This is a genomic window from uncultured Chloroflexus sp. (assembly GCF_938091255.1).
Classification (GTDB): domain Bacteria; phylum Chloroflexota; class Chloroflexia; order Chloroflexales; family Chloroflexaceae; genus Chloroflexus.
Genome location: NZ_CALLJH010000039.1, coordinates 1 through 15,591 on the forward strand (window position 1 = coordinate 1; position 15,591 = coordinate 15,591).

Annotated in this window: 17 protein-coding genes; 8 read left to right on the plus strand and 9 right to left on the minus strand. The window is 57.8% G+C overall.

What is annotated here, in order from left to right; genetic code table 11:
* Positions 1–495: 495 nt before the first annotated feature.
* From Q1A00_RS13370 to Q1A00_RS13380, 3 genes are all read left to right on the plus strand, one after another.
* The gene (locus Q1A00_RS13370) at positions 496–654 is read left to right on the plus strand and encodes a Flp family type IVb pilin (protein WP_298407232.1); all 159 of its coding nucleotides are present in this window, start codon (positions 496–498) and stop codon (positions 652–654) included.
* A 203-nt stretch (positions 655–857) separates the two neighbouring features.
* A complete protein-coding gene (locus tag Q1A00_RS13375; protein WP_299645143.1) occupies positions 858–2,297 on the plus strand; it encodes an MFS transporter in 1,440 nt (479 codons plus the stop codon).
* A 158-nt stretch (positions 2,298–2,455) separates the two neighbouring features.
* Positions 2,456–3,685, plus strand: coding sequence for a hypothetical protein (locus tag Q1A00_RS13380; protein ID WP_298407237.1), 1,230 nt, complete (start codon positions 2,456–2,458; stop codon positions 3,683–3,685).
* 156 nt (positions 3,686–3,841) lie between these two features.
* Here the strand turns inward: Q1A00_RS13380 and Q1A00_RS13385 are convergent, their stop codons facing one another.
* On the minus strand, positions 3,842–4,141 hold the full coding sequence (locus Q1A00_RS13385; RefSeq protein WP_298407239.1) for an FHA domain-containing protein: 300 nt from the start codon (positions 4,139–4,141) through the stop codon (positions 3,842–3,844).
* A 227-nt stretch (positions 4,142–4,368) separates the two neighbouring features.
* Between Q1A00_RS13385 and Q1A00_RS13390 the strand changes: the two genes are divergently transcribed.
* A complete protein-coding gene (locus Q1A00_RS13390) occupies positions 4,369–5,601 on the plus strand; it encodes a DUF190 domain-containing protein (RefSeq protein ID WP_298407241.1) in 1,233 nt (410 codons plus the stop codon).
* 14 nt (positions 5,602–5,615) lie between these two features.
* On the plus strand, positions 5,616–6,656 hold the full coding sequence (locus Q1A00_RS13395; RefSeq protein ID WP_298407244.1) for an NAD(P)-dependent oxidoreductase: 1,041 nt from the start codon (positions 5,616–5,618) through the stop codon (positions 6,654–6,656).
* Positions 6,657–6,697: 41 nt separating this feature from the next.
* Here Q1A00_RS13395 and Q1A00_RS13400 read toward each other — a convergent pair whose 3' ends face one another.
* The 5 genes from Q1A00_RS13400 to Q1A00_RS13420 form a co-directional block, all read right to left on the minus strand.
* Positions 6,698–7,558 carry a PAS domain-containing protein gene (locus Q1A00_RS13400; RefSeq protein ID WP_298483305.1) on the minus strand — a complete coding sequence of 287 codons (861 nt, stop codon included), beginning with the start codon at positions 7,556–7,558 and terminating at the stop codon, positions 6,698–6,700.
* A 179-nt stretch (positions 7,559–7,737) separates the two neighbouring features.
* A complete protein-coding gene (locus Q1A00_RS13405) occupies positions 7,738–8,439 on the minus strand; it encodes an SDR family NAD(P)-dependent oxidoreductase (RefSeq protein WP_298402537.1) in 702 nt (233 codons plus the stop codon).
* A 124-nt stretch (positions 8,440–8,563) separates the two neighbouring features.
* Positions 8,564–8,779 (minus strand): hypothetical protein, encoded by a 216-nt coding sequence (locus Q1A00_RS13410; RefSeq protein ID WP_298402535.1) that lies wholly within the window; start codon positions 8,777–8,779, stop codon positions 8,564–8,566.
* A gap of 8 nt (positions 8,780–8,787) precedes the next feature.
* Positions 8,788–9,138 (minus strand): ribosome silencing factor, encoded by a 351-nt coding sequence (gene rsfS, locus Q1A00_RS13415; protein ID WP_298402533.1) that lies wholly within the window; start codon positions 9,136–9,138, stop codon positions 8,788–8,790.
* Positions 9,139–9,272: 134 nt separating this feature from the next.
* Positions 9,273–10,325 (minus strand): NYN domain-containing protein, encoded by a 1,053-nt coding sequence (locus Q1A00_RS13420; protein WP_299757304.1) that lies wholly within the window; start codon positions 10,323–10,325, stop codon positions 9,273–9,275.
* 261 nt (positions 10,326–10,586) lie between these two features.
* Here Q1A00_RS13420 and Q1A00_RS13425 point away from each other — a divergent pair, with 261 nt between their 5' ends.
* Positions 10,587–11,135, plus strand: a complete 549-nt coding sequence (locus Q1A00_RS13425) for a macro domain-containing protein (protein WP_299645207.1) — start codon at positions 10,587–10,589, stop codon at positions 11,133–11,135.
* A gap of 96 nt (positions 11,136–11,231) precedes the next feature.
* On the plus strand, positions 11,232–11,759 hold the full coding sequence (locus Q1A00_RS13430) for a PspC domain-containing protein (RefSeq protein ID WP_298402530.1): 528 nt from the start codon (positions 11,232–11,234) through the stop codon (positions 11,757–11,759).
* Positions 11,760–11,786: 27 nt separating this feature from the next.
* Here Q1A00_RS13430 and Q1A00_RS13435 read toward each other — a convergent pair whose 3' ends face one another.
* From Q1A00_RS13435 to Q1A00_RS13445, 3 genes are all read right to left on the minus strand, one after another.
* The gene (locus Q1A00_RS13435; protein ID WP_298482777.1) at positions 11,787–12,620 is read right to left on the minus strand and encodes a DUF92 domain-containing protein; all 834 of its coding nucleotides are present in this window, start codon (positions 12,618–12,620) and stop codon (positions 11,787–11,789) included.
* A 99-nt stretch (positions 12,621–12,719) separates the two neighbouring features.
* Positions 12,720–13,193, minus strand: a complete 474-nt coding sequence (locus tag Q1A00_RS13440) for an SRPBCC family protein (protein WP_298402526.1) — start codon at positions 13,191–13,193, stop codon at positions 12,720–12,722.
* Between the two features lie 189 nt (positions 13,194–13,382).
* Positions 13,383–14,666, minus strand: a complete 1,284-nt coding sequence (locus Q1A00_RS13445; RefSeq protein WP_298402524.1) for an MFS transporter — start codon at positions 14,664–14,666, stop codon at positions 13,383–13,385.
* Positions 14,667–14,873: 207 nt separating this feature from the next.
* Between Q1A00_RS13445 and Q1A00_RS13450 the strand changes: the two genes are divergently transcribed.
* The gene (locus Q1A00_RS13450; protein ID WP_298402522.1) at positions 14,874–15,581 is read left to right on the plus strand and encodes a DnaD domain-containing protein; all 708 of its coding nucleotides are present in this window, start codon (positions 14,874–14,876) and stop codon (positions 15,579–15,581) included.
* Positions 15,582–15,591 lie beyond the last annotated feature (10 nt).

Sequence of the window (15,591 nt, forward strand, 5' to 3'; positions counted from 1 at the left end):
ATTGCGAGTGCTGGTACGCGCAAAAATATGGGATTGGCCAACATGCGCCAACAGATTGAGGTCTTGTTGCAGGGTGAATTCGGGATCGAAAGTTCGATTGGGCGTGGTACCCGTGTTGCGGCGACCATCCCGTTGCCGTAAGGGCGCAGCGAGCTGGAATGTCATCCGCTCCTGATCTTACCCTCCAGCAAGAACCTAGAGCGGCCGGTACAGAAATACCCGCCTATCGTTAAAACCTTTTTTAAACTTTTTGTGATCGTTGGTTTTTAAACTACGCATTGTAGTATTATAATTTCTGTTATTTTGAATCTAACAAAACTTTCACGTTTGAATGGTACACCAGTCCCATTCCAAGGCGGTACTAAGGCATTGTAGTACTGGCACAAAATGGTACTCTCTGGCTATTGGATTTTCATTGCTGAGGTCTTATACTGACGAGCGTGGAGAGTTATTCCACAATATAGTTAAACCGCACTAGTCTTCAGGAGGAACACAATGCTTCGCAGCTTCTTCGCCAAGGAAGAGGGACAGGGTCTGGTCGAGTACGCGCTCATTCTCGTTCTGATCGCCGTCGTTGTCATCGGTGCGTTGACCCTGCTCGGTGGGAACATTTCCAACCTGTTCGAGCAACTGGCTGGCACGATCAATCCGTAATTCAATTACATGCTGCTGCTGGCTACGCCCGACCGATTTCGGTCGGGCGTATGATTTAGTTACGGATGTGTTGTAGCATACGCGCAATGACCCATCTGAGCAAGGGGCGACCGGTTGGTCGCCCCTTCTGCGTTTGCATTCCCCATCACACGCCCAGAGTGCGGTAGAATGCTCGCGGTAGTAAGGTCGCGGCGACGAGGTGCATGGTGGAAGAACGGCGGAAATGGTGGGCACTGGCAGCAGTCGGGAGTGGGGTGTTGATTTCGACCATCGATGGCTCGATTGTCAATATTGCGCTCAATACGCTGGTGCAAGCGTTTCAGAGCAATCTAAACGTGGTTGAGTGGGTGGTGCTGGGTTATTTACTTACCCTTGCTTGTACGCTTTTGATTATGGGGCGTTTGGGTGATATGTATGGCAAACGCCGCATCTATTTGATTGGGTTTGCGCTCTTTACCGTGGCCTCGTTGCTCTGTGCGACGGCACCATCGATCGGGACGCTGATCGGGTTCCGTGTCTTGCAAGGCATCGGCGCGGCAATGGTGCAAGCGGTGGGGCCGGCGCTGCTGGTGACGGCGTTTCCGCCTAGCCAGCGGGGAATGGCCTTGGGTGCGATTGGGTCATTTGTGGCTACTGGCATCTTGATCGGCCCAGCGTTGGGTGGTATGCTGCTGCGTTACGTTGGCTGGGAGGCGATCTTTTTGGTGAATTTGCCGATCGGCGCACTAGGGTGGTGGTTGACGATGCGTTCGATTGCGCCAGACCAGCCGGCGCGGGCCGGTCAGCGGTTCGATCTGGTTGGTGCCGGGTTGTTGGCGTTGGCGCTGTTTTGCCTATTGTTAGGTCTGACCGAAGGGCCGCTGTGGGGCTGGAATGATAGACGGGTGATTGGTCTCTTTGTTGCCGCTCTGATCGGGGGCGTACTCTTTCTGTTCTGGGAATGGCGCATACCGCAACCGATGCTCAATCTGCGCATCTTCCAACGTTTGGCGTTCTCGCTGAATCTGCTTGCGTCATTTGTGCTCTTTCTTGGCATTTCCTTCAATTTGTTGCTAACTCCGCTCTTTTTCCAACTGGTCTACCAGTTTGATTTACAACGCACTGGTTTTATGTTGATGGCATTGCCGATTGCCCTGTCATTGACATCGCCGATGAGTGGACGGCTGTCGGATCGCTTTGGCCCGCGAGTGTTGACCATCGCTGGGTTGGCGATTGCTGCCGTCGCCCTGTTGGGTTTGAGCGCCAGCACACCCACGACGCCACCGCCGCAGATGCTGGGGTTTTTGGTGTTGTTGGGGATCGGCGTCGGTTTGTTTCAAAGCCCAAATAATAGCACCGTGCTGGGCAATGCCCCGCCAGAGGCGTTAGGGGTGGCGAGCGGTCTGCTGGCGGTCGTGCGTACCGTCGGTCAAACTGGCGGGATTGCGCTGGCCGGCGCGATCTGGGCGTCGCAGATTTTTGCCTTGAACGGCGGCCCGATGACGCCGATTACGGCTGCGCCGCCGCCGATCTTGGCCGGCGGCTATGATGTGGCCATGCGAGTAGCAGCGCTGTTAGCAGTTCTTGCGATCGTGCCTTCATTGGCTGGGGGGCGGGCGTTGCAACACCAGCTTGCAGGAATGAGACGACCGGTAGCTGATTGAGTCCACAGGTGTAGTGGATGGAGAGGTGCGAAGGGGAAACGCAAAGGTGTGAAAGTCGCGAATTGTTACATTGCTACGATCTGCGTTAGGTGCAGCCAGTGATCTGTCTGTGCGACAGCACGGCGAGGCATACAGGTGGAGGATGGTAAATGAACGGTATGACGCGGCGCCTTGCGCGCCCGCTGGTGACGATTCTTGGTATTGGCATGTTTTGGCTGGCGTTGGTCGGTCTAAGCGGATGCGCCGCCACGCCATTGCTCGGAGAGGTAACGGCGAGTTCCGAACGGTATGAGCCGGGGGCAGGTACACCGCTTGCTATCAGCTATGAGATTGGTCGGGCGGCGCTAGTTGATATTTATGTGCTCGATGCTGCCGGCCAGCGCTACGATCTGCGCCGGGCGCAGCCGCGGGCTGCGGCCACCGAACCGTATGTGTTGCGCTTTGATGGCAGTGTGCCGACCAATGATCCGCAGGTGGTACGCCGGTTGCTGCCTCCCGGCCAATATACGCTGGTCGTGGCAGCGCGCGCGGCTGATGGCAATACGACTGCTGAGCGGCGGTTGCCGTTGACAATCGTTGGTCAAGCAATCGAGCCACCGATCATCGAAAATCTGATGGTCTGGCCGCCAGTCATTTCACCGAATGCAGATGCGATTGATGACGTGGCCGAGTTTACGTATCGCTTGCCAGTGAGTGCGACGGTAAATATTGAGGTACTGGCGCCTAACGGTGAGGTGATTCCGGTAGTTACCCGCGAGGAGGAGGGGCCTTATGAGCAGCGGCACGTTTGGAATGGCAAACGACCGAATGGCTCATTGCTTGAGGCTGGTGTCTATACCTATACAGTGCGCGCCGAAGATCCGTTTGGCAATGTCGTGCAGCGACAGGGACAGATCACGCTGGCCGATGTTGGCCAGCCTGAAGCGCGGATTGTTTACTCGATGATTGCGCCGCAACGGGTCATGTTAGGAGAGGTAATTACTGTCACTATCCGGGTGCGCAACACAGGTACGGTGCCGATCCGAACGTATGGCCCACCAAGTGGGTATGAATACACTACCGATGAGGTCTTCTCATCAGTCGAAGATGGGATCTATGCGGCACAGGCTGGTGGTTTCTGGCGGGTTGGCATGGATTGGGATGCCAACAGTGGCGGTGGGCCGAAGCGTTACCCGTACCGCTGGTCAATTTCGCCGCGCCCGCCCGCAGAGTGGGCACAACCGTTCGTGGAAGATTTTCTCTATCCCGGTGAAGAGGCCGAGATTATTGGCCGGGTGCGGATTTTGCAGCGCGAAACCCGCATGGGCTTCTACGTCGGTCTCATCCAAGATGGGGTCGGCTTCTTCCAAGATCGCACCGGACGGACGATCATTGATGTCGGATTTTGAAGGCGCAAAGCGGGCAAGGGCGCAGGGTCAATAAACGCAAAGGCGCGAAGAGCGCAAGGTGGTTGTATGGGGAATCTTATAGTTGATGAGATAAAACGTTGCCGCCGGCAGGACTAATCCTACCGGCGGCACGCTCACCCCGTTGGCGCGATCACGTTACCGATCGGCCACCTTAAACGCCGCACTGCCGATCGATAGCAGATCTCCGCTCTGCAAACGCTGGCGTCCGTTGATGCGATGGCCGTTCAAAGCCACCAACGCGCCGGTATCAAGCGGGGTGATAAACCAGCGTTCGAGCGCCTGCCCAATCTCGGCATGACGTTCAAGTACCTGCCGATCGTGCAGCACAATGTCGCAGTGACGCGCGCTGCCAATCACCATCGAACGGCGATTGACGACGATGTGTTGCCCGGTTCGTGAACCGGACACGCCGATGAGGGTTAGTTCTCGGCTCATAAGGGCCTCCGACGAACAAAACTAGTGCACTGAAACAATATATATCCTTATGATTCTCATTGACTTCTCATTTTGTCAAGCATGACCTTTGGGCTACTTATGATGTTATACCCAGATTGGTATTATTGGTGAATGTATCTCATTGTCCAATAAGATGATTACTGCGACGAACCTTTGAGGCGCTCCTCTGCGCCGGAAGTAACACCACATTATAGGAGCATCTAGCTATGGCCGAGCCAACGGTGCAACGAGTGCGTATCTACCTCAACGGTGAAGATCGGGCTGGCGATCGACCGTTGTATCAGGCGGTGCTAGCTGAATTACGCCAGAGTGGAGCGACCGGTGCGACAGCATTGTCGGCATTGGGTGGGTTTGGCCCTCGCCGACAAACCCTGCCGGACGCCGAACGGCAGCCGGTCATTATTGAGTGGGTTGACCACGCTGGGCGTATCCAACGCATCTTACCCTTGATTCGTGTGGTGGCTCGCGATGCCCTGATCACGATCGAGCCGGTAGAAGTGGCGCAGGGTGTATTACGTCCCAGCGGGCCGTTTGGCACCGAACAGTTGGTGTCGGATCTGATGCAGACCGAGGTGGCGACAATTGCAGCGGATGCCCCCCTGCTTGCGGCGCTTGAGCAGATCGCTACTGCGCAAGCTGATCTCTTGGCAGTGATGGAGAACGAAACCGTGGTTGGGACGATCTCGGCCCGTGAATTGGTGTGGCGTGGTGGGTTACGTTTACCGCCCAGTTTGCTCGGTGTGCTGGAACCGGCGGAAAGTGCTGCTGCGCTGACAGCGATGCACGGGCGCACGGTAGGCGAGGTAGCCAATCGCGAGGTGCGTGGCGTCCCTCTGACTATGCCAATCCCGCAGGCGTTGACGATGATGATCGAGTGGGGGTATGCGCAGGTGCCGGTGCTTGATGGGCAGGGTCGGTTAGCGGGCATCTTCGGCCAGCGCGAAGTCTTGCTGGCAGCAGCGCGCCAACCAGAACCAACCGATACGATAGCGGTTGAGGCGCGGGTTGGGATGGTGATGCAGGCTGCGACGGCGCGGGTTACGCTTGGCCAGCCGTTGGCCGTAGCGTTGGCGATGCTGATTACTGCACCGAGTCATCTCTTGTTTGTGGTTGATGGCGATGGACGACTGGCCGGAATCTTGCGTTTGAGCAACGTGCTCATGCGCTTACAGGGTGAAGAACGCGCGGCGCTGTTGGCCGCTTTGCAACGGTCGCAACCCACTCCGGCGGCGGCGCTGCCCGGCGCGCGCCGGGCAATTGATAGCTTGGTCGAGCCGGCACCGGCAATAGTGACGATCGATGCAGGGTTGGGCGCTGCCGCCCGCCAATTGCTGAACGTGAATGCCGAACGGTTACCGGTAGTTGATTCAGATGGCCGGCTGTCGGGTATAATCGCACGTGGCGCTCTGATTCGGGCACTCTTACAACAAAGCGAATAGTAGGCAGGAAATGTATGGCTGATCGGGTTTTAATTACCGGCGGCGCCGGATTTCTCGGTATCAATCTGGTGCGGTATCTCTTGGCGCGCGGCTATGTTGTGCGTTCGCTGGATATTGCCCCCTTCGACTATCCTGAGCGAAGCCAGATCGAGGAGCATACGGGTGACATCCGCGATCGGGCGGTGGTCGATCGGGCCATGAAGGATGTAAAGTTTGTCGTGCATACGGCAGCGGCGTTACCGCTCTATTCGCCAGCTGACATCTTTTCGACCGATATTGACGGCACCCACAATGTGCTTGAGTCGGCGCGCGAGCATGGCGTCGAGCGGGTCGTCCATATCTCGTCAACCGCCGTGTATGGTATTCCTGACCATCACCCGTTGGTGGAAACAGATCGGCTCAGCGGGGTTGGGCCGTATGGCGAAGCGAAGGTCAAGGCCGAAGAGCTGTGCCTTGAGTTCCGCAAGGCGGGGATGTGCGTGCCCATCTTGCGGCCTAAGTCGTTCGTTGGCCCTGAGCGGCTCGGCATCTTTGCTATGCTGTACGATTGGGCAATGGAGGGCCACAACTTCCCGTTGCCCGGCAATGGCAAGAATCGCTACCAGTTGCTCGATGTCGAAGACCTCTGCGAGGCGATTGTGCGTTGCTTGACGCTCGATCGCGATCGGGTGAACGACACCTTCAATATCGGCGCCAAAGAGTTCACCACGATCAAAGAGGATTTTCAAGCAGTGCTCGACGCAGCCGGTCACGGCAAGAAGATCATTACCTTCCCAGCGGCGCCGATGGTCTGGGCACTGGCGATTCTCGAAAAGCTCAAGCTGTCGCCGGTCTATAAGTGGGCGTATGGCACCGTGACCGAAGACTCGTTTGTGTCGGTCGAAAAGGCCGAGCGGGTGTTGGGCTTTACGCCGAAATACTCGAATAAAGAAGCGCTGGTGCGCAATTACCAGTGGTACGTTGCCAACGCCAAGCGGTTTGGCCAGCAGACTGGCGTGTCGCACCGCGTGCCGTGGAGCCAAGGGATTTTACGGTTGGCGAAATTGTTCTTCTAACCGATCACGATCCATCGCAGGGGCGGGTTTGAAACCCGCCCTTACCTTTTTGCTAATCCGCTGCCTTTTCCCCGAGCAAGCTCACCATTCATCGCCAGCGCAATCCCATCTTGCAGCGTAGCGCGGGTTTCAAACACGCTCAAATCGGCGCCGAGGCTAACCAGCGTTTGCGCCACTTCAGGGCTAATCCCGGTCAACACCACATGCGCCCCCAGCAAGCGCACTGCTCGCGCCGCCCGGATCAGCGCGTCGGCGATAAAGGTGTCAACCGTAGCGACACCAGTGATGTCGATGATGACCATCTCAGCGCCGCGGGTGGCGACGCCTTCGAGCAAAGTCTCAATGATCAAGCTCGCGCGGCGTTGGTCGATCACACCGACCAGCGGCAGTGCAACCGCCCGCTCGCTGATCGGCACCAGCGGCGTGCTCAGCTCGCGCAGCGCTCGCTCTTGCGCAGCGATAATCTCTTCTTGCATACGCAGCCGCTCGAACTCAATCGCCTTGATTTCGCTAATGTTCTGCATCATACCGACCATCCGCGCCGCTTTGCCGTCAGGGCCGGCAAGAAAGTAACCACGGTCGAGAATCCATACATACGAGCCGTTCTTGTGCTGGAAGCGATACTCGATGTCATACTCGCTCAGCTTCGTCTCAGCCTCACCCAACAGTTGCAACGCCCGTTCACGGTCTTCGGGATGGATCAACGCTTCCCATTGAGCAATACCACCGTCAAGCTCATTGATGGTGCGCCCACAGACATATTCAGTTTCGCCACTCCACGAAATCACACCGGTAGCAACATCGTAGTCGTAGATCATCAAACGCAAAGCGCGCACGAGCATGGCATACCGTTGGCGCAGATCGTTAAGCTCGCGCAGCAAGGTCTGCTCGTCGGATGGCATACCAACCTCATATGAGATGATTGCTGACAGCTTGGTCACGTTGCAACGGGGCTATGAGTGATTGTAGGGCAGGGGAATAAGGGTGTCAAGCCGAGGCTAGGTGTTGGGCAGAGCGTTGGCAGCTAGAGGAGGTTACGTCTGCCCGTACACAGCCCTCGTTCTGGTTCAACGCTGAGAGGTTATGCCTTACCGTACACCGGAATAGCGGCGCCACTGATGATGCGCGCTTTCGGGCCAACGAGAAAATGGATCACCGCAGCAATCTCGGCTGGTTTAACCCAGAGATCGTGATTGGCAGTGGGCATGGCTGCCCGGTTGGTGGGGGTGTCGATCACACTTGGCAGCACGGCGTTGACAGTAATATTGTGCGGGAGGAGTTCGGCGGCGAGCGCTTCGGTTAGTTGCAGCACGGCGCGCTTGGCAGCGGCGTAAGCGGCAAGGTTGGCGCCGGTTTGGGTGGCGGTGCGGCTGCTGACATTGACGATCGCGCCGCCGCCGCGCGCGATCATGTGGGGGATCGCCGCTGCGCACGAGATGACCGCCGTCTTGAGGTTGATGTCGAGCTGGCTTTGCCAGAGTGACCATGGTGTCTGATGCACCGGCGCACCGCCGGCGAAGCCGCCGGCTGAATTGACCAGAATATCAATGCCGCCATGCGTCGCCACAATCGCGTCATAGGCCGCCTTGGCCGCCGCTTCATCGGTCAGATCGACGCATGTGCCAATCACGGTGGGGCAATGCTCGCGTAACTGCGCAAATGCCGCTTTATTAACATAGGGGGTGATTACGGTTGCACCGGCGCCAAGCAGCCGTTCCACCACCGCAACTCCTAACCCGCCGGTTCCGCCGGTGACAATCGCCACTTTTCCTTCCAGATCCATGCACACTCCTCTCGCTGATACAAACGACTCTGGCGCATGCTAACGCCAGAGTCGCCTTCTATGCTCAGACAACCGGAGAGCATCCGCTTGCAGGCAACTCCATCGTTACCCGATTCGGCATAGCCTACTGCATCAGCAGGTCAAAATGCGGTCGTCCATCATCGCCGCCGAGCCGGCGCAGACCGCGCTGAATAGCGCGCAGCGCTCCCTCACCTAGCCAGAAGGTCAGGACTGATCCGGCAATGAGGCCGAGCGCGCTGCCAAGCGCAGCGCCGCTGGCGAACAATACAAACCGCTTGCGTCGCGACGCCGCTCTGCGCCGCGTAGTCTCCTTGCCCATAATACTCCTCACTGTACGACGACTACCGGCATCGCCTTGCTCCAGAGGCGCTCGAGCCGATAGTACTCACGCTGGCTCTGGCTAAAGATATGCACGACGATATCGCGATAGTCGAGCACGATCCAGCCGGTGTCGGCGCTCCCCTCGATACGCGGGTTTAACCCGTGCTCGATCGAAATCTTCTCGTCGATGTGGTCGATGATCGCGCGCATCTGCCGATCGTTGTCGGCGGTGCAGATGATGAAGTAATCAGCGATGGTTGTCTGCGGACGAATGTCAAGCAGCATAATGTCGTGGGCCTGCTTGTCTTCGACCAGCTCGACGATGCGGCGGGCAATCATTCCGGTCTCGATGGTCATGTCCTCCTGTGTTGGGTAGAGTTGTTGTTAACTTGATCCTATCATATTTGACGCAGGTTGTAAAACGTGATCGCGCGGTTTTTGCAACGCCATGATAGCACAAATGAAGGGTTGGTGGGCAGTTGGCCAATTGTTCAACCAAAGACAGATACCCTCACCTTGAGTCGGACATCGAGTTGGTTATGTGTCACTTCCCGTGTCTCGAAGAAGCGTGGATATTCGATCGCACACGCCGCAATCAGTTGTGATAGCTTATTGTAGCCAGACTGATTGGCAGTGAAGGTTGGGTCGATACGCCGCAGTTGTTGGCCGAGCACACCTACACCAACCCATCCTTCGATAGTTCGTCTGCTGATGTATTGCAGGATTTGCACTATCAGGAGCGCAGCGTCGGGCAAGGGGCGGATCGTGACCGGTGTCGGAGACGCCTCTGCTGGTGACGGGGAAGATTGGGTAGAGGGGCTTGTGTCACTAACCAAGGATGCAAACGCGCCAGTAGAGGTGGGTGTGGTGAGGGATGATGGCAGAGGGAGAGCTTGGGTCGGTTGCGTTATGGCGGGCATATTGTGCAGCGGTGCGAGGCTTGCAGCTTGAATGCCGCTCTCACCCATACTCTCGCCGCTCTTGGCCGGTTCTGGTTTGGCCAGCGGGATAAAGCGGTTACACGCTTCTTTCAAGGAGTCGGACGTATGGCCATTACCGATCACGATCACTTCAGCGCCGGCAGCGCGCAAGCGGTTGACCAGCGGTGTGTAGTCGCTATCGCTGGCGGCGAGGTAAAAACAGGTGATCTGCTCTTGGCAGAGCAGCTCCATTGCCTCAACGGTGAGCAAGATGTCGATTGCGTTCTTGTTCGTCGCCACCCGGCCATGATGGATGGGGCGCAGATTGTAGCGCGCCACCGGCTCGATCCAACTGTAGTTATTGGGCAATGACCAGTTGGCATAGACCCGGCGCGCCACGATTGCGCCATATTCGTGGGCAAGGTGGCGCATGACCTGTTCGGCGTAAGTGGCTGGGCAGTTTTCGCCGTCGATCAGCAGCGCCACCCGACGTTCAGGCGCGAGCAGGGCGGTCGGTGCCTTGATGATGTCGTTTGGTTGTACGACATGCTGAGCGGTGTGGGCCAACTGCCGGAAAACACCGGTAATGTTACTGAGCAGGGGATTGAGCGGTGATGGTGGCATTGTGACCTCGTGGAACTAGCTGGATTCTTTTACGACAAGATACGTTGCGCGCGCGTAAATGTTGCAAAGGATGTGGCGAATCGGGGGAGATGGCGCAGCCGTCTCCGGCGGTGCGCAATGGGCAAGCGCGTCCCGACGTACAGCAGCGCTGCACCTACGATCACGTTTGACGACAGTGGTTTACAAACTCCGCATGGTCTGCTACATTTCTTCGTTACATACGACATCGAACAAGCTGTAGGCAAGCCAAGGAGGCGCGCAATGGCTCAGGTTCTCTCGCTGCAGGTGGGCCAATCTCGGATTGAACTGGTTGAGGGGGATCTCGTCACGCAAGCGGTCGATGCGATTGTCAATGCCGCCAATGAGGCGTTGCAGCAAGGCGGCGGGGTATGCGGCGCAATCTTCCGCGCGGCTGGCGCCGAGCAGATGCAGCAGGCGTGCAACTCGGTGGCTCCCTGCCCAACCGGCGAGGCGCGAATTACCCCCGGTTTTGCTTTGCCGGCGCGGTATGTGATTCACGCGGTAGGACCCATCTTTAGCCGTTATGCACCGGAAGAAGCCGACCGGCTGTTGATAAGCGCGTACCATGCCAGTCTCGCGTTGGCTCGCCAATACGGTCTGGACAGTATCGCCTTCCCTAGCATCGCCACCGGCATCTACGGATTCCCGGTCGAGCGCGCAGCACCGTTGGTCTTGCGCGCGCTCCGCGAAGATTTGCAGCTCCATCAGACCCCGGCGCTGGTGCGCATGGTGCTCTGGCACGATACATTTCCGGTTTACCGGGAGGCGTTAGCGCAGATGCAGGCATAAGAACCGGCGGGAAGGTGCAACAATCCGGCGTTGCCGACGTCATATCGCCAGAGCATGCAGGCGCGCCTCATGCGCCCCGGCGGGAAGGAGTGATCTATGCAGACTCGACTCACGCGCAGCAGCACCGACAAGATGATTGGCGGCGTCTGTGGCGGGCTGGCGCAATACTTTGCTGTTGACCCAGTGATCGTCCGCCTCATCTTTGTGCTGGTCTTTTTCATCAACGGTATTAGCTTGCCGATCTATCTCGTGCTCTGGATTGTGATGCCGAAAGAGACCCCGACAACGCCGTTTACCCCATCGGCCAGCGGTACAACCCCGGCTAACCAAGAGGTCTTTGCCCGCCAAACTCAAAGCGGTGGGCAAGCACGAGTAGGGTATGCACCTGATCCGAGCTATCGGTTTGATCCGCTGACGGGCCAACCGATCAGCGGGCCAGCAGTTGGTGAGACAGTCAATCTGGCGACCACGCCGCCACGGCGGCGGAACTGGAGCCTGCTTGGTTTGATCTTGATTGGGGTTGGCGGATTGATTCTGCTCGATCAATTGGGAGTCAATCTCTCGTTGCTGTTCCCGGTGTTGATGATTGTGGCGGGTTTAGTGCTCTTGCGGCGGGCACGGTAGGAGGGGCATCGCGGCGCAATGCCCCTCCTACCGCACGCCCCCGGCGATCATCGCGATGACAATCGCGATGATCGCTCCACCGACCGAGCTAATCAAATTCACCAGATCGTTATCCATCCAGCGCCAGCCGCGTAGGAATCGGTTAGGGGTGCCGTCGCGAGCCACCCGGCGCTCAGTTTCGCGCCCGTCTGGGTAGACATAAATAGCTTGGACAGTCGCGCCGAGCCAACTATCAAACAGGGCACCGCCCAAGCCACCGATCAGACCGGCGGGGATCATCCACCACGGTAAGGGGTCACCCGGCGTGGCGAGCGCGCTAAAGCCAAACATCGCCAGCCCGATAATGAGGCCACCGGCTGCAGCAGCCGAGGTGCCGAGCATGGTAACACCGCCCGACGTGCCCGGCGGCACCGGCTGGCGGGTGGTGATCAGGCGCGGTTGGTGCGGGCTGAGCACGCCGAGTTCGGTGGCCCACGTATCAGCATTCACTGTTGCCATCAGGCCAACGAAGGCTGCGAGCAGCCACCACGGCTGGCCGCTGAGCGCAAACGCGACCGCGCAGAGCGCGCCCAATCCGCCATTGGCGATGGTCTGGAAGAAATCGCGTCTGCCGCCCTTGGAAAACTTCTCGGCAGCCCGCCGCTCTTTGATCGATTCTTTATAGTGCGAGAGAATGCTGCTCGTAACAAAGAAGACGATCAGCGTTAATCCCCATGGCCAGCCGCCAAAGCCAAACGTAAGCGTTCCGACCAACACCGCGCCCAACCAGCCACTTTCACTCAGCGAGCGACGGGCAAAAGCGACGCCGCCGATTGCAATGCTGAGAATGAACCCAAGCCCGATCTGCATGAGGTCGATCATAGTCATCCCCCGACTCTACGCCGGAGCGGCAAAATAAAGATCGCAGAGCGCCATTGCAATGGCGCTCTGCGATTATACCAGAGACAGGAAGGGTGTTACTCAGGCAGCAGCGCGGGCTGACAGCGATTGGCGAGTGTGACGAGCGAGGCCGCGCAGGGCGGTTTCCAAATCAGCACCAAGCATATCAGCGACCGTCTTCTCAGGCACGAACGATGCCATCATCCCCAGCATCGGCGCAAGGTCAATGCCCATGACCACTTGAATATCAGTGCCGTTGACGGCTTGACTAATCACCCAGCGCGTTTCAACCGGCAGCGGCGTGCGCACCGTAAACACAATCTCGCGGTTGTCTTGCCACACTAGGTCACCTTCGCAGCGGATGGTGCCAAATAAGCCACCCATCGACATATAGGTGACGAGGCGAGCATGGCGAGCCACATCGTCACGATCTAGCAACTCGGTTTTTTGCACACGCGGCAAAATCTGGCTAACCAAACTAGGATCCGACAACGTTGTGAACACCTGCTCAGGCGTGACCCCCTCGATGTGGCAGCGCCGTCCTACTTTAATCATGGAATTCTCCTGTCTCTGGTATTGTCAATGCTTTGCACAGTTAGCATAGCATTGTTGCACAGATATGTCAATAGGTATAGACACCGAAATGTGAGGAATTGGCGATTTTTTCGAACGCAACCGGGCAAGGTAACAGTACAGGGTTGGGAGTGCGGCAGGTTACTGCCACACTCTGTACTATGAAGTTCACTAGTCGGTATGCACCGCCACCTCGGCGGTAGCATTCGTTGTGATCGGCTGGGGCAGCTTAAGCAACCGGTTGCGCAGCGTACCAAACAAGACTGCTAAGGCGCTGACCAACAACCCGGCGCCGATCAGGTACGGCGCACTCGGCCCAATTAGGTCGAACACCATGCCGGCCAGCAATGGCCCGAAGACCATAGTGAGGCTCGTGAAGGCCTGCACACCGCCAAGAGTTGTACCCTGTTCAGTTGCCAGCACCGATTGCGAAACAAGGCTGGTTAGCGACGGCGTAACCATACCGCTACCGAGGGCAACCAAACCAACTGCTGGAAAGAGCATCCATGCCGCCGTAGCCAATCCAGTAGCGATGAACCCAATCGTCATTAGCGTCAAGCCAGCGATAGCCAGCCGCGCCTCACCAAATTGCGGCACTAGCTTGCGGATCAGAAAGCCTTGCACAATCACCGCGATCAAACCGATAAAGGCAAAGACGAGCGCATTCTGTTGTGGACCAAACCCGAAGCGCACATCGCTGTAGACGGCGAAGTTGCTTTGCAAACCGGCAAAGGCGAGGTTCAGCAGCACGCTGCCGAGAATAAAGGGCTGGACGCGGGCATCGCCGGCGACCGCAACCAACCGACTGACAGGATTAAAGTTGCGCGACACCGTTCGGGCGCGCTTCTCAGGCGGCAACGACTCGGGCAGGCGGAAGAAGCCGAAGGCGAAATTGGCGAAGCTGAGCGCAGCGGCGAAGAACATCGGCGCCTGCAAACTAACGTTAGACAGCAGACCGCCAATGGCCGGGCCAAGCATAAAGCCGAGGCCGAATGCCGCGCCGATCATACCCAAGCCGCGTGCGCGCTCGTTGGGCGGGGTAACATCGGCGATGTAAGCTTGCGCCGTGCTGATACTAGCGCCGGTGATACCGGCGGCAATGCGGGCAAGGAACAACAACCCTATCACAGTCTCTACGCCAAGGAAGGTCAAATGCTCGGCCAATGCAAAGACCAGATAGCTGAGACCAGCGCCAAACAGGCTGAAGAGCAGCACCGGGCGGCGGCCAAAGCGGTCGCTAAGCGCGCCGAGAATGGGCGCGAAGAGAAATTGCATCAGCGCGTATGAAGCAGTTAGCGCGCCAACAATTAGCGCGCGGTTATCAGCCAGCCACGGCCAGCTTGAACGTTCGACGATTTTGGCATATTCGGGCAGCAGCGGCAGCACAATGCCGATACCGAGCAAGTCAATGAAAATGGTCAAGAAGATGAAGAAGAGCGGTGAGCGGCGTTTCATGGATAGAACCCTCATAATATGGCAAGCAACTTGCAACCAGAAAGGTTTGCTGTACAAATTATATGGCCTTTCACAGTTTTTGTCAATACTTTGCACAGATTTTGTCCAAAGTCTGGACAAAGGGAGATGTGGTAGCATGGAAAGCCAAAGCACGGTATCATGCGAGCTGAGCGGCAGCAACCAACGCCTTCCGGCAGCAGGAGCAGTATGGCATTCAACGGCTTTACCACCGAACGGCTCACCGGTATCCCGCCGGAGTTTTTTACCGACGTACTGCCGGCGATCACGAAACCGAGCGAGATCAAAGTCACGCTCCACCTGTTTTACCGGCTGAGCCGCTTGCGGAGCCGCCCACGCCGGATCAGTTGGGATGACTTGCGCAGCGATGATCTCTTGCGGCGCTCGTTACAGGCGCTCAGCTCGCTCCGCTCGTTCGAGGAGTTGCTCGACGAGGGGTTGGCGGCGGCGGTGAGGCGCGGCACGGTGTTGCATCTGGTCGAGCCGCTCGATGGGCGCGTGCGTAGTTGGTATTTAATCAACACGCCAGCCAATCGTGCATGGGCCGAGCAAGTGGCCGCGAGTGGGATTGCGCCGCCGGCTGATGAGCTGAGCGAGCGGCCGGGCTTGATCGAGTTGTACGAACAAAATATCGGGCTAGTGACGCCATTGTTGCTGGAAGAATTGCGCGCTGCCAGCGCCCGCTACCCGGCCGAATGGCTCGAAGACGCTATTCGTGAGGCAGTGCGGGCCAACGCACGTTCGTGGCGTTACATTCAGCGCATGCTGGAGAGGTGGGCCGCCAATGGACGAGAATCTGCGCCGTATCAGACCGGACGACCTATCGATATTGAAAAATACACCAGCGGACAACTCGGATACCTCTTCCGCCGCGGAAGCGACGAGAGCGACCTCTGAGACGGTGTGC